We start from the raw sequence: 17,015 nt of genomic DNA on the forward strand, positions 1-17,015 counted from the left end.
TCAGTTCCCCACGGATCGCCTCCAGCGCAACCCGTGACTTGAACTCTGCCGCATACCTCTTCCGCGTAACCTTGCCCATAAAACCCGTCCTCGTTCAGGCCAGATGATAGCTTATCGCCCTGTCCGAAAAATGGGGACCACCTCTCTAGGGATTTGGGAAGCCTCATGTGGAATACAACAGGAGGCCTACCACCTCGTCTGACTTGAGGTAGAACGCGCAGGCTGAGCATCTGAACTGGTTGCCCTGGACCTTGCCGATCTGAGCAGTGTCCGCGCATGCACCGATCAGTTGAATGAACGAACCCGCTGCGCGGGATTGGTGTGACATGGAAGTCTGTCACCACGGCGTGAGAGATCTATTTTATTTGTAACTGTCCTGATCGGGCCAAGCACTCTGGCTTTTTCCCACCAAAAGGAGCCCGGATGATGACGGAGTCCCTGTGCATTGCTGCAATCAGTCACCTTCGCCAGCGCCTGCTTGATGACATGGCGGTGCGGCGGTTCTCCCAGGGAACGCAACGCAATTACCTTCGCAATGTCGGCCGTTTCGCTATGTTTCTGGGCCGCTTAGGCGTCACGAATTGAGCCGCCATGACCACGTCGCCTTCGTTCTACTTGCTGTCATCGTCCACCATGATGACCAGTCGTCCTGCACGCATGGCCTGGCTCGCGTGGGCTATCCGCTTCCACTGACTGTCGCTCAGACCATACCGTCGCATTCACACTCTTCCCGTCCCATCAACAGGAAGAAAACATCACAGATCAAACGGGAGTACAAGCGGCATAATCCTCCCGCTTAACTGACGAAACGCCCTAGTTCAATGCGGATCATGGCAACAGCATGGGACGGCGGCCCGTTGCTCTGTGAGATACCGATTTATTTCCGGCGACCCGAAATCAGGCAAAAGATCGCCGCTAAACGGCTCAATAAGATCGTGGCAGGAATTCAACTGGGTATAATCAATGTTAAAAAATGAATCTGTGGTTGTCAGAACAACCACAGATTTAGTCATTTTGGTACGATCATGTGAACGAGTAGTGCGCTTGCGAATAACGCTGCTGTGCTAAGCGTCCATATGCCGATGAACCAACCTATACGCTGGCTAAGGCGCCGGGGCGCGTTGTCCCCATTGCCCTGTACAATCTCAATGATAGCCATCTGCTTCCGTTACCTTTCCCCGGAACACACGATAGGAGTAGACTGTGTAGGTCAGGATGATCGGCAGCAAGATGACGGTGCCGACCAGTTGAAAAAATTGACTGGATGGGGGGGATGATACATCCCACAGCGTCAACCCGGGCGGAACAGCATACGGCCATACCGTAATCCCGAGTCCGGACAGGCAGAGAAAGAACCAACCGAGAGCACACAGGAAGGGTCCTTTGGAATGCCCACGACGCAGACCGATGGTCAGTAGAAAACCTAGTGCGATTACCAGAAGGGGAACGGGTGCGACAAATACGATATTGGGCCACTCGGTCCAGCGTCGCAGGTAGGGTGCGTGCAACATAGGCGTCCACAGGCTGACAGCGACGATGCATACAAACAACCCGATTGCCAGCAGCTTCGCCCATTTGCGGCAGGAAGCTTCTAGCACGTCGGTTGTGCGCCAGATCAACCAAGTTGCCCCGAGCAGGGCATAACCGCACATGACGGCCAGTCCGCACAGCACGCTGAATGGGGTCAGCCAGTCCATTGAACTGCCAACAAAAGCTCCATCCACGACCTTGATTCCCTGAACAACTCCGCCGAGGATTGCGCCCTGGCAGAAAGCAGCGATTCCCGATCCAATCATGAAGCCACCGTCCCACAGTTTTTCGCGTCCAGTCCCGCGTGTCATGATACGAAATTCGAAGGCTACACCCCGGAAGATCAGGGCAACCAGCATGAGCACGATCGGCAGGTAAAACGCGGGAAGCAGGGTTGAATAGGCCCCAGGAAAGACCCCGTAAAGCGTAGCGCCACCAAGGACCATCCACGTTTCGTTTCCGTCCCATACAGGGGCAATGGTGTTGACCATCACATCCCTGCGGCCTTCATGCCGTTCCACGGCGAACAGCATTCCGATGCCAAGGTCAAAGCCATCAAGGACGACATAGATGGTGATCGCAGCGACCAGAATAACGGCCCATATGATCGGAAGCCAGTATGCGACGTCCATCATGTTCAGGCTCCTTCGCCAGAAGAGGGATTGATGACTTTGGGATGAGTGCTTGTGGCTAGAATATCCGGGGCATGAGAGGGGCTGGTCTCATGCTCTCCTTCCTGTGGTGCGCGTGCTAGCAGGCGGCCCAGAATGCCGATGCCTGATCCAAATACGATTACGTAGACTACAACAAAGACGGTCATCGTCAGCGCCATATTGGACAGAGCAATCGGGGAAACACTATCGGATGTCCTGAGCAAACCGTAAACGGTCCATGGTTGACGCCCAACCTCGGTCGTCACCCAACCGCACAGCAATGCGATGAAACCGGCCGGTGCCATGCATACGGCGACCCGATGAAATCCCGGACTGCTAAACAGAGTTCCTCTGTGCCTCAGCCAGAGTGACCAGAACCCGACAATGACCATAAGCATCGCCAGCGCAATCATGATGCGGAAGGAAAAGAAGATCACGGGAGAAGGCGGACGCTGGTCACGCGGGAAATCCTTCATGCCCGGTACCTTGCCATTCAGGCTGTGTGTCAGGATGAGCGACCCGGCCAGCGGCAGCCTGATGGCATAATCCGTATGTTCGGTTTTCATGTTGGGAATACCGAACAGTAGTTCAGGGGCACGTGCTTCTGACTCCCAGTCCCCTTCCATCGCAGCAATTTTAACCGGCTGGTATTTGAGCGTGTTCAACCCGTGGGCGTCACCGGCGAGGACCTGCAGAGGGGCAACGAAGGCTGCCATCCACATCGCCATGGAAAACATCAGGCGCACTGGTTCGCTTGCCTGGGTGCCCGCACGGCGTGCCTTGAGCAGATGCCACGCCCCTGTCGCCCCTACTATAAAGGCAACCGAAAGAAAGGCCGCCAGACCCATATGCACAAGCCGGAAAGGGAAAGAGGGATTGAAAATGATGGCAAGCCAGTCCGCAGGTATGAAGCGACCGGTAGCAGCATCAATCGTGTATCCCTGCGGCGTCTGCATCCATGAGTTTGATGCCAGGATCCATGTCATCGAGATGAGTGTGCCGACCGAGACACAACATGTTGCTGCATAATGCAGGCCGCGTCCCACCTTGTTCATGCCAAAGAGCATGACCCCTAGGAAGCCCGCCTCGAGAAAGAAGGCTGTCATGACTTCATACGATAGGAGGACACCTGTAATAGGCCCGGCTTTCCGCGAGAAAACTGACCAGTTCGTGCCGAATTCATACGACATGACCAGTCCGGAGACGACGCCCATCCCAAAGACGATCGAGAATATCTTGATCCAGTATCGATAGAGATCAAGATAGGCCGCACGGCCGGTTTTAAGCCATAATCCTTCCAGTACGGCCAGATAGGCTGCCAAGCCGATTGAAAAGGCAGGAAAAACAATATGGACGCCTACGGTAAAGGCGAACTGGAAGCGTGCAAGAAGCAGCGCGATATCGTGAGATGGTTGCATGGGTAATTCCCCAAATCCTGATTCAGTCGCAGTTATAAGAAATATAAAATTTCAATAAATGCAGACTGCTAGACGGTTTTGTTGTTGGAATATTCGCACTGTCTGATAGATGTAGGCATCTGTTATTTTTTTGATTTTTGAAGACGCCTTCAGTTACCATTCTGTCGTCTTTCTAATAATCCTTTAACCATGACATATTGATAAGTGCAGAGTCTCCGGACTGTCTGTTTGAGCTCACCATTTTTCCGTAAGAATGATCTGGTACGAGCCTGATAACGTTAAGATACCAACAGGCGTTTCCGCGTGATCTTTCCTGAAACCGTTGTTGGCAGATGTTTGACGAAGCGGACTTCCTTAAGGCCAATCCAGCGACCGAGTGCGTGATTGACCCGTCCGATTATCTCCTCGGAAGAAGGTCTGCCTTCTACGCCGGAGTTAGGTACTACATAGGCGACAGGTCGCTGGCCTCTCAGTTCATCAGGGGTGGCCACTACGGCACAGGCATGAACTTCTGGATGGGCGGCGATGATCTTTTCGATCTGTACGCCCGAAATTCGCCGGCCCGCGACCTTTATGACATCATCGGAACGCCCGAGCATATGCACGGCGCGGCTGGCCTCGATCATACCTTCGTCAAAGGTACGATAATACTGGCCGGTCTCGTCCAGGTAAGCTGCAGGAACATGGATCGCTCCATCCTTCCATACGCCAGCCAGGCAGCCGGGTGGCAGCGGCAGGGAGAGGACAATTTCGCCGCACTGTTCACCGGGTATGGACAGCATGATTTCCGGACGGAATCCCGGTGCAGGCCGCCCGATGTCGTTCATGAGCGCAACCGGCTCACGCTCGGGCAGGCCAAAGAAATGCGCGGTGATGCTCCATCCGGTTTCGGTCTGCCACCAATGATTGACCACGGGTTTGCAAAAATAGGATCGTGCCCACTCCAGCAATGTCGGGTCCGCATACTCCCCGGCCACGAAAATGCGGGCCAGTGCAGGCAGGATGGCCCCTGACAGGTTGCGGCTTTCCTGCCGCATGAGGCGCATCTGGGTGGGTGTGGTGAACAGGCATTTCACCTCGTGCTCATGGCAAAGCGCGCGGATGGCGGAAGCCGATGCGCCGCCTTCCACGATCACGCTGGTGCAGCCGCTGAGCAGCGGTGCATAGACCCCGTAGGAATGGCCTACCACCCAGCCCAGATCCGATGTCGTGAAGAACGTATCGCCGGGTTCGCAGCCATAGATCAGCTCCATGGACAGGGCGAGGGCCACGGCATGCCCGCCATTGTCGCGCACGATGCCCTTCGCATGACCTGTCGTGCCGGATGTATGAAGAATATACAGGGGATCTTCAGATCTCAGCATGACCGGCTCTGCCGGCGCGGACTGTTCCAGCGTATGGAAATCGTGATCCCGTTCCGGCAGAAGCTGAGCCGGGCAGGTCGCTCGCTGCACGATCACGCAGGCCTGGGGTTTATGCTCGGCTTCGGCTAGCGCCTCATTCAGGGCGAGTTGGGATGGTATGGTGGTTTGCCCCTGAAAGCTGCAACTGGCGATGATGATGACTTTCGGCGCCACGCTATCAATCCGCCGAGCCAGCTCAGGTCCGGCGTAACCCGCAAAAACCACCACATGCACCGCCCCGATCCGCGCACAGGCCAGCATGGCGATGGCGGTTTCGATCATGGTGGGCATGGCGATCAGGACGCGGTCGCCTTTCTCCACCCCCAGCGCGCGCAGGCCGCCGGCAAACCCGGCCACCCTGCCCTGGAGTTCCCGGTAGGTTACCACCTGCCGTTCCTTCGTGGCGCAGGAATGCCAGATCAGCGCCGCCTGCCCGCCGCGTCCATCCTCCACATGCCGGTCGACGGCGTTATGGCAGGTGTTGAGCGTGGCGTCGGGGAACCAGTCATGCCAGCCATCCGCCCGTGTCCTGCATGCGCTCACAGGTGCCTGCTTCCATGTGATGCGTTGCGCCGCCTCCAGCCAGAATTGTTCTGGCTGGCTTGTGGCCGCGTCATACATCGCCTCATATGTTGTCCATGGAAGCATGGCGCTTTACTCCGTTCAGGCTACAGGCACGTCTTTGCCGGTGATCTGGCTGGCCAGCCACGCGGCATCACGCGAAACACCGGAGAACCGTCCCGATCCCCAGGTGTGCAGCCATGGCAGGCCGAGGAAGTAGAAGCCCGGCGCATCGGTCACGCCGCGATGCCAGACCGGCTTGTTGGCCCCGTTGAAGACCGGCACGTCGATCCAGCGATAGTTCGGGCGGAAGCCGATGCACCAGAGGATCGAAGTGATCCCGGCAGCCTTCAGGTCGAGCGGGGTGTTACTGCCATCGGGCTCCCACACAGGCACATAAGGGGCTTCGGTCGGAGCCGTGATCCCTTCACGGGCGATGTAGGCGTCAATGGATTTCTTGATGTCGGCATTGGTCTTGTCCGCATCATCAAGGTTTTCCTTCAGATCCGGCGCGAAGTGCGCCACTTCATCGCGGATTGTCTCCAGCGTGCCATGCAGGCCAACGCCCTTCTTTGCAAAGAGGCGCAGATCAAGATCATGGCCTCCATTTCGGCCCGTGACGTAATGATTGGTCTTGTCGCGTGCACCGTCACGCAGAGGGTGATTATCCACCGTAAGGTCGTAGAAGTGCATGTCCGCAAGCCAGTCCACAACGTCGCGGCCACGGTAGAAGCGCGACACGCGCGGGGCGGAACCGACACAGAGATGGACCTTGCGTTTTTCAAGGAACAGGTCCTCGACAATCTGCGCGCCGGACTGGCCGCTACCCACGACCAGCACAGCCCCTTCCGGCAACTGGGCCGCGTTGCGGTAATCCTGCGAGTGAACCTGATGGATGGCGGGATCGATCGCGCTGGCATAGCCGGGGATGACCGCATCCTGATATGCGCCTGATGCGATGACAACATGCTTTGCGTGCCACGTCTCACCACCTGCTACCACGCGGTAGCCACCACCTTCATGGCGGGTGATGGAGGTAACGGCAGTGTGCTCGCGCAGGGGCGGATTGAAGGAGGCGACAAAGCCCTTCACGTAGTCAATAATTTCCTGCTTCACCATGAAGCCGTGCGGGTCTTTCCCCTTATAGGGATGACCGGGAAGTTCGCACTGCCAGTTCGGTGTGACCAGGCAGAAATTGTCCCAGCGTTCATCATCCCACGAATGGCAGGCCGTCTTTGCCTCAAAGACGATGTGCTCCACCTTCTCGCGGCAGAGATACCAGCTCATGGAGAGCCCGGCCTGTCCGCCACCCACGATGATGACGGGGATGGTTTTCTCGTTCTGTGTCATGGTCGTTCTTTTCGTCTCAATAACTGAAGGACAGGACGCGCACCTGCGCGTCGGACTGGTTCAGGAAGGGCGCACTGGCCTGCCTTATGGCCTGAAGCTGGCCACGGGCGCGGCTGCATGGGAAGCCGTAGCGGGCGCGAACCCGCTCGCTGGCGTCCGTCAGGGCGGTGTCCGCCTTTTCAAGAAACTCCCGGACCGGATAATCCCGACCGGGCGTGAAGTAGTCCCTTATGACCAGCGACGGGGAGTAACAGTCAGTCTCCTTCCCATCGGGCCAGCGCACGCGAAAGGTCATTTCGGGCATGGTGAAAGAACTCCTGAAGCAATGGCATCGGTGCGCGACCGCGCCGCCAGACGCCGGTATGCGGGGAGGTGCCGACTGGCGACGCGGCCCCAGTCGAAACGGCGGGCGGTTGCGGGGCCGCTGGCCCGGAAGCGTTCGCGGTTTTGGGCGCCAAGGGCATCCCGCAAGGCCAGAAACAGGGTGTCGGGGCGCGCTAGGTCGCACCACAGCGCATCTGCCCGCGAAAGATGCTCGGTAAAGGGCGCGATTTCCGGCACAACGACTGGCGTGCCACACGCGAGCGCCTCCAGCGGGCACAGGCCGAACCCTTCGGTTATGGACGGATAGGCCAGCACGTCCGCCTGCCGGTAGAAGGCGGGCATGTCCTCATCCGCAACCGGCCCGGTGATGGTGACATGATCGGCTGCACCGCTTTCGCGCAGATACGTCGTGAACCGGGTGCGGTAGGCGGAATGATCCAGCAGCGAGGCCCCGCCCGCCACAACCAGATGCACGTCCGGCCGTTCGCGGCGCAGGGCCACAAACGCTTCCAGCAGGTGCAACGTGTTCTTGCGCCGCTCGATCCCGCCCACGGACAGGATCAGGTGACGGTCGGCAGGCAGATGATACCGCGCCCGCAACGCGGCATCATGCGCGGTTGGGACGTGCGAAAAGCGCACGGGATCAACCCCGTTGCCCACGACCGGGGCTTCGCGGCCATGGTCGTTGCGCAGGACATCTTCCCACATTGTGCTGACGGTAAACAGTTCGGCCGCCGCCCTGATCCCCCGTTCCTGCCGCGCGGCAAGGACCGGGTGCGTGAAATGGTCAAGATGGTGGACCGTGCGGGCAAAGCCCGGTATCCGCCCCTCTTCCACCAGTTCGGCCAGTGCATTGGCGCTGATCGGGTCCTGTGCGTGCAGCACGTCAAAAGGCTGCCCGCGCAGGGCGTCCCGGATCTCGCCAATACGGCGTTCCACCAGCGTTGGCAGGTCGGGCTCGGGCACAGCCGGGATGCAGTTTGTGGCGCAGCGGGGCCTGCGGAAGAAACCGACCCCGGTTACATCCGGCGCGATGAGCGTGGCGTCGTGGCCTGCGTCGCACAGGGCTTCGGCCAGCGCCATGCCATGCACCACGCCGCCACGCGGATTGGTGGAATGGGTCAGGATGCCGATGGAGAGCCTCATGGCGCACACCCCATGAGAGGCATCCGGGCGAGATCCCAGAAGGTTTCCTTCTCGTCCGCCCATGTGACATCCAGCCGCTGCGTGCTGTCACACTGACCGATGACAGAAGCCGCTATGCCCCGCCCATGAAAGCGGGCCATGACTGCCCCGGCCGCCTCGGGCCGGGCCGTCAGCAGATAGCCATAGCTGGGGAATGCGGACAGCCAGCGTTCCATTGGTGCATCGTCGGGACGTGGAATGTCATCGAGCGTGATGGTCATGCCGATACCCGAACATTCTGCCAGCATGAGGGCGGTGCCCAGCAGTCCGGCCATGCTGATGTCCTTGGCGGCGCGGCTTAACCCGTCCTCGGCAATGCCGGGCAAGAGATCGAGATCACCCCGAAGGCGTGCCGCCCCCTCAGTATGACACAGTGCGGAACTCGCATCCCAGAACGGGTGCGGGTCGTGCCAGCGGCCGCGCAGGTCGATGGCGGCGATCAGGACTTCGCCCGGTCGGGCATCGAAACTGGTCAGCAGATGACGGGCACGGCCAAGGATCGCCACCGACAGCGAATTATGGGTGCTGCGCATGTTGGTATGACCGCCGACAACCGGCACGCCATAGGTGCGCGCACCTTCATGCAGACCGGTCAGAATGGACGCGGCCGCCTCGGATGTATCGCTCCACAACGCATCCACCACAGCCACAGGGCGACCGCCCATGGCCGCGATGTCACTGATATTGACCATCACGCCGCAATAGCCGGCAAACCACGGCATGGCGCGCACGAAGCTGTCCTGAAACCCCTCGCTGGCCAGCAGGAGATAGCCATCGCCATCCGGTATGGCAGCACAGTCATCTCCTAGGCGGATACCATCGCTTGTATCCCGACCAAGAATTGCGACGGTTTCGGCAATATCCTGTTTGCCCGCAAGGGCCCGACCGTGTCGAAGCGTGCGCAGCAGTGTCGTCAGTTCGTGTGCCATCATGCCACCTGCCGGTTACGAGGCTGCGGGCGCAGCAGCCAGGTCTGGTCCAGCCCATGCGCCGGATAGCGTGAGAGGTCGGCCTGCATGTCGTGATGTGGCAGCCCATGCAGGGTGAGGGCCCCGAGACTTTTCCAGTGCAGGCGGCGGAAGAACAGCACGTTCTGTTCCTGCACTTGGGCCAGGAACCGTCTGGCTCCAAGTCCGTGCGCCGTGCTGACCGCCATGCGGATCAGTTCCGCCCCGATCCGCCCCAGCCTGCGATGATCTTCATGCACGGCCAGGCGGGAACCGCGCCACACGCCGGGCTCGGCCTCATGGATGCGCACCGCTCCCACGATCCGGTCCGGCATCCCCGCCATGCAGCAGGCTGCGATGATGGGAATGGCGGTCGCATCAATCGCATCGCGATCGTCATCTGCAAAAACATGCTGTTCGGTGCAGAATACTTCGTGACGCAGCGCGTGATATCCTGCGCGTTCCCACGGCGTGCGGGCAAGGCGCACGACATATTCCGTGGGGATGAACGGGCGGTCTTCCACCCCTTCGAGGATCATGGTCATTGTTCATACGCCGAAAGGGAGGAACAGGCGCCGCACCGGCCACACCCGGCCCGGATGTCGGTGGATTTCATGTTCGCCTCGCGCAGCATGCGCCCCAGCGGGGCAAGCACGGACTTCATGAAATCGGCCGAAGGCGGCGCGTGATTTTCCAGCGGTGTGCCGGAAATCGGCACGAACGGCACCACGAAGGGATAGACCCCGAGCGCAATCAGGCGTTCGGCCAGAGCCAGAATATCTGCGGCGCTGTCGCCAAGACCGGCCAGAATGTAGGTATTGACCTGCCCGCGCCCGAAGACCGGCACGGCGCTGGCGAAAGCGTCCATATAGCGATCCACGCTGACCGTGGCCTTGCCGGGCATGATCTTCTCGCGCACCGCCTGTGTTGCGGCTTCGAGATGCATACCCAGGCTGTCGGCCCCGGCGTCGCGCAGGCGCTGGAACCAGCCGTGATCGCGCGGCGGCTCGCACTGGACCTGAAGCGGCAGATCCACAGCCGCCCGAATGGCACGGGCTGATTCCGCCAGCACGGCAGCACCCCGATCAACCACATTGGGCGTGCCGGTGGTCAGCACCATGTCGCGCACGCCGTCCAGTTCCACGGCGGCCTTGGCGACCTCGGCAAGCTGCGCCGGTGTCTTGTAAGCGATCGTCCGATCGGCCTCCAGCGACTGGCCGATGGCGCAGAACTGACAGGAGGTGCGCCGGTCGGCATAGCGGATGCAGGTCTGGTGCACCGTGGTCGCCAGCGTGTCACGGCCATGCAGCAGGGCGATCTTCCAGTAGGGAATGCCGTCCGCCGTGCTCAGTCCGTAAAAGCGCGGGGCGGCCGGAAAATGGATCGTGCCCAGTGTCTGCCCATCGCGTAGCAGCGTGCTGGCCCCGTGCTGGTCCGGCGGGCTGGCCTGGAATGGTGAATGCCGCGCGCCGGATGTATAGACCGGGACCATGACGGTCTGGCCTGCAATGGTAATCGTCTTGTGATCCGAAGGACCGGCGCCTCCCTTGCGGGCAATGCCGCCGGTCTGCTCACCGATCTGCAGCCCGAAGGATTGCAGGTCGGTAACGAGCTTGCGACCAGAAAGTGTACCGAGCGTCGGAATGGTCATGACGCAGCCTCATCTGTAGATGTGGGAACCGGATTGGCTTCCCCAACGTAATGAACGGTGCGGGCGGGCCGCCGGTCCTGAAGCAGGCTGAGCAGTTCGGGCCGTGCGTAATGCCCTACGGAATCCATCATCCGCTTGCGCTTGGTAATCAGGGCGAAGTCGAGATCGGCAATCACCATCCCCTCGCCTTCCGTCAGTGGTGTGCCGAGCAGCTTCCCTTCAGGCGAGACGATGGCCGTGAAGCACCCACCCCGCAGCGGCCCTTCCAGCGCGGGATCGCGGGCTATTTCCTTGATCTGCTCTTCGGTGAGCCAACCCGTGGCGTTCACCACAAAGCAGCCGGATTCCAGCGCGTGATGCCGGATGGTGACTTCCATCTGGTCGGCAAAGATCTGCCCGACCAGCGAGCCCGGAAACTGGGCACAGTGGATTTCCTCGTGCTGGGTCATCAGCGCGTAGCGGGCGAGCGGGTTGTAATGCTCCCAGCAGGCCAGTGCGCCAATGCGACCGGCAGCGCTTTCCACCACTTTCAGCCCGGAACCATCGCCCTGCCCCCAGACCATGCGTTCATGGTAGGTGGGCGTGATCTTGCGGCGTTTGAGCAGGATTTCACCCGTGGCGTCGAAGATGATCTGGGTGTTGTAGAGCGTGCCGAAATCGCGCTCGTTCACGCCCAGCACCACGACCATGCCGGTCTGGCGCGCGGCCTCGGCCACCATGTCGGTGACCGGACCGGGAATGACGACGGCGCGTTCGTAAAGCGCCAGATGCTCCCCACCGAAGCGGAAAGCCGGCTGGATGAACGAGAAATAGGGATAGTACGGCACAAAGGTTTCGGGAAAGACCGCCAGTTTCACGCCTTTTTCGGCGGCCTCGCGGATGGCCTGACAGACTTTCCGGGCAGTTCCCAGACCATCGTCACCAAGGACGGGGCTGATCTGGATGGCTGCGGCGCGAACGATACGGGACATGGCTTGCGGTCCTCCCTTCGGCCTTCAGAGGGTCCAGGTATTGAGGATGAAGGCGTTGTCGCGCCGGGCCAGCAGGATGATGTCGAGCACGTCCTGCGGGTTGATCGGCGTGATGCCGGGGATCAGGTTCTGCTCGCCGTAGCCGTAGAGGGCCTGAAGCGCGAAGCGGCAGGCATAGACCTTTCCGCCTTCCTCAAGGATTTTTGCGATCTGCTTGTTGCAGTTCATGTGCCCCGGAAAGGCTTCGTCGCCCAGACGGGGAAAGCCGCGCTGCACACCAAGGGTGACACCCGGTCCATATAGCAGCACCGACGTCTCGAAGCCCTTGCGGATCAGGCGGGTGGCCTGCAGCAGGTTGACGAACCCGACCGAGCCTTCATTGGCGACGGTGTGGAAGGTGATGAGGGCTTTTTCGCCGGGCTGGGCTTTGACGTCCTCAAAAACCTTGTTTTCATAATTGACGAAGCAGTCGCCATCTTTATGCGGAGCGTGTTCGACTTTCGGCATGGTATCTCTCCCGTGTGCTGCGGTCTCCGGCAGGGAGCCGGGACTGACCGCGTTGCCGAGGCAAACGTGGCACGGGATGGCAGAGAGCCAAAATATTGTATGCCTTATGAAAAAGGTACAAACGGCTCAAATCAGATTACATGCCGCCATCCTGCCAAGACAGAGACATACAAAAAATATACGACAACCATACAATCGTAAGGGGCATCCGTAAGTATCTGTTTTAGCGTGATTTTATAATCACGCAGTCGTGAATGAAGTGCCTTTTTGTTTTTCCATGTGCCCGCATGGCGTGCCCCGGAATCAGATGTTCCCATCGATTCCAGACACTGCGCGCAGGTCACACAATATCAGCGAAGCCGGGTGAGCGTTTGTGTTGCAGGACCGACAGCACGCCATGCAGGGATTCCTCAAGGCTTGCGGCGTCCGGCGCGCTGCCCAATGCAATGCGCGCCCGCTGCGGCGGCTCGCCGCTGATGGTGAAAACAGTGCTAGGCACCAACGCCAGACCCCGCCTGCGGGCATACGCCACAAAATCCGCACTGCCCCACCAGTCCGGCAGTTTCAGCCACACATGCGGCCCGTCGGGGTTCATGCAATGCCCCTCCCCCAGCACCCTGCGGGCAATGGACTGGCGCAGGCGCAGTTCTTTCTGGATGGCGTGCAGGATTGTATGCGCCTGCCCTGTCTGCATCCATCGCGCCGTGAGCGCGCTGAGCAGACCGGCATTGGTGAGCGCAATGGCCCGAATGGCCGCCGCGACCCGTCGGGTCATGTCCGCATTGGGCAGGGCGACATAGGCCGTGCGCAGGCCGGGGCTGAGCGTCTTGGCGAGGGTCGCCACGTAGCTGACACGGCTATGGTCGAGTGCTGCCAGCGCCGGTAGCGGATTGTCCATCAGCAGGCTGTAGGGATCATCCTCGGCAATATGAAGATGATGATGCTGGGCAACCTTCAGGATATCCTTGCGCCTTTGCAGGGACATGGTGGCCGTGGTGGGATTGTGGATGGTCGGGATGCAGTAGAGCAGCCGGGGATGATGTTCGGCACAGACCCGGTCCAACTGATCCGGCATCATGCCTTCCATGTCGCTGTCCACGCCAACCAGAATGAGATCGAACTGCGCCGCGATGGTCCGGATGCCGGGATAGGCAATACGGTCGGTAACAATCACATCGCCCGGCTGGGTATGGGTGCTGACAATGGCCGCCAAAGCGCTCTGGGCGCCCGGTGAGACAAGGATTTCATCCGTTCGCCGCTGCCCGATGACGGGCGCGATCCATTTTGCGCCAAACTGGCGTTCCTCAATCGTGCCGCCGGTGACCCGATAGGACATCAGGCTATTCAGATCCTGCTGTTTCAGGATAGCTGCGATGTCGCTCTGGATGATCCGCTGAAGCGGCGGTTCCTGCGGGATGGGCGGCAGGTTCATGGTCAGGTCAACTACGGCTGGACCGGTATGGCGCCAGTGGCTTTCCCCCGCACCGACACGGACGAAGGTGCCTCGCCCGACCGTTGCGTCAATCAGGCCGCGCCGCCGGGCCTCGGTAAAGGCCCGGGTCACAGTGGTCAGATTAGTGCCAAGATACTCTGCGATCGTTCGCTGTGGCGGCAGTCTGTCTCCCTCCCGCAGGTCGCCCTTGCGGATGGAAAGCGCCAGGGCATCGGCCAGCGTCATGTAAATCGCGTTCGGACTCCGGCTGATCTCTTCTTTCCAGTGGGCGAGATAGGGGTATGCGGACATGGGATGGAATTTCCATACATTCGATGAGATTCCATTCGACCATATACCATACAATCCGTGCAATAATGATCGATACAGATTCTGATTGGGTGCTCCGTGCAGGTCATCACGCCAATTCGTCGCGTTAATGTCCTGTCCAAAGAGTTAAGTTCACGTAGCCCTGTCACTCACTGTTTAAAGCGATCCGACCAGACCCACATCCGTTCGATCCGGAGCCAATAGGTTCACAGGCAGAATGTATCGTTCCATTATCTCTTTTCTGGTCGCAGTTGACGCTACGTCCGGAGTGCGCTCCTTGAATATCGTGGTGGGCTTGATTCCACAGCGAGTTCCCAAACAGATAGCCTTTGCCAGTAGCTGTAGGGCGGCGACGGGAGGGGAAGCAGTAAGTCCGGTTTCGGTTGGAAAATATGAGGAAGAAGATACTAACACTACATTTGCACTTTATTTTCCGGGCCAGAAAAACAAAAAAATTGCGATTTTTCTCGCCGTAGACAGCCTAAAATTCGAGCCTTCTGGAAAGTATGGGAGCCATGAACAATTGACGAACAAAACAAACTGCAGCTGTAGTAATAAAACCGCTAGAAAAGCGTTTATGACTTTCCCTGTTATGCGGCTTAACCCGTAAATGTCTGCAAGGATATATTGCGGTCTATGATGCGGTTCACATGCAAAAAAGCCCGTTGCTTGGTTCCATGAGACGCACGATCAGACCCTGGGTTATATCTTCCGGGGCACCTGCCGGTTTTATTCCCCCGGTACAGACACGCTTCCCACCTAATACACCGTGATTGCACAATTCATTCACCACTTTTACGAGGTGGTTACGGGAAATCCCGTGATGCTCAGAAACATACCTCACAGTATACCGTTTGTCGGGATTTTGCGCTAAATGAAGAATGACCTTAAGGTATAATCCGTGTGCTGGGTAAGTCGCATCAGTGCAGTTCACCGCTTTCCGCGATGGTATCCAGTCGATCACGAACCTTCATCCAAAATATTGCACTATCGAGAAAATTAGCATCGAGGCATCGGTAAATATGATGCACTGATCGTTGTCTAGCTTGTTCTAAAGTGGTTTCCCTCAACATAGCAGCCACCATAGCAGATACTTTCATCTTACATTCCAAACCTTCCTTAAGTTAAGATATAGGAAAATGGTCCTCTAGAATATATACAAAGGATCACATTCCCCGATGGCCCGTGCATAAACGGGTCTATATTTATTTGTTAGGAAACGAGCATGGACGAGGAACTGAATCGGCGCATATCTCTTACCGCAGAGATGGTTGCTGCATATGTGTCGAAAAATATGATTGATCCTGAAAAACTGCCTCATCTGATTACAAGCGTATTCCAGTCATTGTCTCCGAAAGCGGAGCCTGTTTCGGAGCTGCCGATCCCGGCGGTCCCTATTAAGCGTTCTGTATTTCCCGATTACATTATCTGCCTTGAGGACGGAAAAAAACTGAAGATGCTCAAGCGTCACCTCAATGTTGCCTATGGCATGACGCCGGAACAGTATCGAGCAAAATGGGGCCTGCCTGTGGAATACCCAATGGTCGCGCCCAACTATGCCAATCGCCGCTCAGAACTGGCGCGAGAGATGGGATTGGGACGAGAGATTACCGCAGCCCACGAGCCAAAGATCGCTAAACGTGGCCGCAGAAGAAAGGGGGCTTAACAGCCCCCTCCCCTAGAGGGTGTGTTATGCACCTTGCATGAGTATAGCAGCATTTCTAAGCATGAAGCACGCGAACGCTATTATCTAAAGTTTTGCTTCCGTTTTCTGTGTCGTACCCATCTTGCCGTATCAATAACAAAATGCGGAATTACGTTCCGTACGAATATTTCTGCTCTCTGCATGGTCGATTGTCTGCTGTTGGATAGATAGATCGTACTTTGTTCCGTCCTGTCAGCTCTTATTTTGGGCGCCGTGTAAAAATATGTAATGAGTGTCCGCCGCAGATGTCCTGCCCGCGCCGCCTGGGGGTGTCCATGCCATGAATCAGGCGACTGGAGCATGAGAACGCTGCGCCCGAACCGGGGAACAATTTTTCTGACAGGCCGGGTTGGATTTTTCTGCCACAGTTCCAGCAAGCCGCCATATTCCGGCTTCCAGTCATGATTGAGGTAAGTCAGCAAAGCCAGGCGATTTTCCAGACACGTATGGGGGTGATAACGAAAATCGGTATGGACCTGAAAATGTCCCTGCCCCGCGACTTCATGCATGCCGCCCCCATAAAGATAAGGGTCGGGAAGCAAATTCGTGATTCCTGTCAATCTGGTCAGTAGCCGGAGGAACGGTGCACCGTTCACAATATCAAAATACCGTTGTATTGCTGCAGGCATGACGGATTTTGTGCTGGTCGAACGCTTTGACTGAAGCTGATTCTGGAATACATTTATATTGTTTATGTGATCAAGATTAAAAGCCTGCAACGCTTCGTTCAGCAGGGAATCACAGAACATTCCGTCCATGACCAGATGTGGAAATGGCCTGGCTGTCTTGAACTCCTGCGCAAGACTGTTCAGCAGGAAAGTGTCGGACCGGTCCATTTTTTTTAACAGGGGTACGTACGACATCTGCTATCCGAATAATAGTCTTGCCACCGGCAGGGTAGCGGGATGTTTTTTAGTAAATCCGGTCTGCTGCGCATACAGGGAAAGTTCAGAAAGGGCTTCGATTCTGTATCTGTGACGATGCGACTACGTATTTATGATGCACTGTTCCAATATGGCACCATGCCTCGCCATATTCGGCCGGAATG

General features: G+C 58.1%; 17 protein-coding genes. 2 read left to right on the top strand and 15 right to left on the bottom strand.

The features are described from left to right. Positions 1-1,009 precede the first annotated feature (1,009 nt). The 13 genes from DY926_RS06915 to DY926_RS06975 form a co-directional block, all read right to left on the bottom strand. Positions 1,010-1,159 carry a DUF2474 domain-containing protein gene (locus DY926_RS06915; protein ID WP_081477948.1) on the bottom strand — a complete coding sequence of 50 codons (150 nt, stop codon included), beginning with the start codon at positions 1,157-1,159 and terminating at the stop codon, positions 1,010-1,012. Next, positions 1,146-2,165 carry a cytochrome d ubiquinol oxidase subunit II gene (gene cydB, locus DY926_RS06920; protein WP_087608924.1) on the bottom strand — a complete coding sequence of 340 codons (1,020 nt, stop codon included), beginning with the start codon at positions 2,163-2,165 and terminating at the stop codon, positions 1,146-1,148. The genes DY926_RS06915 and cydB overlap by 14 nt, the downstream gene beginning before the upstream one ends. A gap of 2 nt (positions 2,166-2,167) precedes the next feature. Further along, the gene (locus DY926_RS06925) at positions 2,168-3,601 is read right to left on the bottom strand and encodes a cytochrome ubiquinol oxidase subunit I (RefSeq protein ID WP_087608923.1); all 1,434 of its coding nucleotides are present in this window, start codon (positions 3,599-3,601) and stop codon (positions 2,168-2,170) included. A 278-nt stretch (positions 3,602-3,879) separates the two neighbouring features. Beyond that, positions 3,880-5,652, bottom strand: a complete 1,773-nt coding sequence (locus DY926_RS06930) for an AMP-binding protein (protein WP_116702716.1) — start codon at positions 5,650-5,652, stop codon at positions 3,880-3,882. Positions 5,653-5,667: 15 nt separating this feature from the next. Then, the gene (locus DY926_RS06935) at positions 5,668-6,915 is read right to left on the bottom strand and encodes an MSMEG_0569 family flavin-dependent oxidoreductase (protein ID WP_010512404.1); all 1,248 of its coding nucleotides are present in this window, start codon (positions 6,913-6,915) and stop codon (positions 5,668-5,670) included. Positions 6,916-6,931: 16 nt separating this feature from the next. Then, entirely contained in the window at positions 6,932-7,219 is a 288-nt protein-coding gene (locus DY926_RS06940; protein WP_110096279.1) for an MSMEG_0570 family nitrogen starvation response protein, read from the bottom strand. Continuing rightward, positions 7,207-8,385, bottom strand: coding sequence for an MSMEG_0565 family glycosyltransferase (locus DY926_RS06945; protein ID WP_110096280.1), 1,179 nt, complete (start codon positions 8,383-8,385; stop codon positions 7,207-7,209). The genes DY926_RS06940 and DY926_RS06945 overlap by 13 nt, the downstream gene beginning before the upstream one ends. After that, positions 8,382-9,356, bottom strand: a complete 975-nt coding sequence (locus DY926_RS06950; protein ID WP_014106929.1) for a sll0787 family AIR synthase-like protein — start codon at positions 9,354-9,356, stop codon at positions 8,382-8,384. The genes DY926_RS06945 and DY926_RS06950 overlap by 4 nt, the downstream gene beginning before the upstream one ends. Next, the gene (locus tag DY926_RS06955; protein ID WP_087608920.1) at positions 9,353-9,916 is read right to left on the bottom strand and encodes an MSMEG_0567/Sll0786 family nitrogen starvation N-acetyltransferase; all 564 of its coding nucleotides are present in this window, start codon (positions 9,914-9,916) and stop codon (positions 9,353-9,355) included. The genes DY926_RS06950 and DY926_RS06955 overlap by 4 nt, the downstream gene beginning before the upstream one ends. Beyond that, positions 9,913-11,022 carry an MSMEG_0568 family radical SAM protein gene (locus tag DY926_RS06960; protein WP_087608919.1) on the bottom strand — a complete coding sequence of 370 codons (1,110 nt, stop codon included), beginning with the start codon at positions 11,020-11,022 and terminating at the stop codon, positions 9,913-9,915. Before DY926_RS06960 ends, DY926_RS06955 begins: the two co-directional genes overlap by 4 nt. Further along, positions 11,019-11,993 carry a Nit6803 family nitrilase gene (locus tag DY926_RS06965; protein ID WP_048851485.1) on the bottom strand — a complete coding sequence of 325 codons (975 nt, stop codon included), beginning with the start codon at positions 11,991-11,993 and terminating at the stop codon, positions 11,019-11,021. Before DY926_RS06965 ends, DY926_RS06960 begins: the two co-directional genes overlap by 4 nt. 24 nt (positions 11,994-12,017) lie before the next feature. After that, positions 12,018-12,500 carry an MSMEG_0572/Sll0783 family nitrogen starvation response protein gene (locus tag DY926_RS06970; protein ID WP_010512648.1) on the bottom strand — a complete coding sequence of 161 codons (483 nt, stop codon included), beginning with the start codon at positions 12,498-12,500 and terminating at the stop codon, positions 12,018-12,020. 340 nt (positions 12,501-12,840) lie between these two features. After that, the gene (locus DY926_RS06975; protein WP_116702717.1) at positions 12,841-14,244 is read right to left on the bottom strand and encodes an aminotransferase-like domain-containing protein; all 1,404 of its coding nucleotides are present in this window, start codon (positions 14,242-14,244) and stop codon (positions 12,841-12,843) included. Positions 14,245-14,539: 295 nt separating this feature from the next. Here DY926_RS06975 and DY926_RS16980 point away from each other — a divergent pair, with 295 nt between their 5' ends. Continuing rightward, positions 14,540-14,872: a hypothetical protein gene (locus DY926_RS16980; RefSeq protein WP_148707745.1), complete on the top strand. Its 333-nt coding sequence runs from the start codon at positions 14,540-14,542 to the stop codon at positions 14,870-14,872. Positions 14,873-14,908: 36 nt separating this feature from the next. Here the strand turns inward: DY926_RS16980 and DY926_RS18095 are convergent, their stop codons facing one another. Continuing rightward, positions 14,909-15,226, bottom strand: a complete 318-nt coding sequence (locus DY926_RS18095; RefSeq protein ID WP_116702718.1) for an Rrf2 family transcriptional regulator — start codon at positions 15,224-15,226, stop codon at positions 14,909-14,911. 261 nt (positions 15,227-15,487) lie between these two features. Between DY926_RS18095 and DY926_RS06985 the strand changes: the two genes are divergently transcribed. Continuing rightward, positions 15,488-15,928 (top strand): MucR family transcriptional regulator, encoded by a 441-nt coding sequence (locus DY926_RS06985; protein WP_116702719.1) that lies wholly within the window; start codon positions 15,488-15,490, stop codon positions 15,926-15,928. 80 nt (positions 15,929-16,008) lie between these two features. On the opposite strand, the gene DY926_RS06990 is transcribed toward DY926_RS06985, so the two are convergent. Continuing rightward, positions 16,009-16,830, bottom strand: a complete 822-nt coding sequence (locus DY926_RS06990; protein WP_116702720.1) for a 2OG-Fe(II) oxygenase — start codon at positions 16,828-16,830, stop codon at positions 16,009-16,011. Positions 16,831-17,015: the final 185 nt, after the last annotated feature.

Origin of the sequence: Komagataeibacter melaceti (assembly GCF_003403295.1) — a bacterium.
Lineage (GTDB): Bacteria > Pseudomonadota > Alphaproteobacteria > Acetobacterales > Acetobacteraceae > Komagataeibacter > Komagataeibacter melaceti.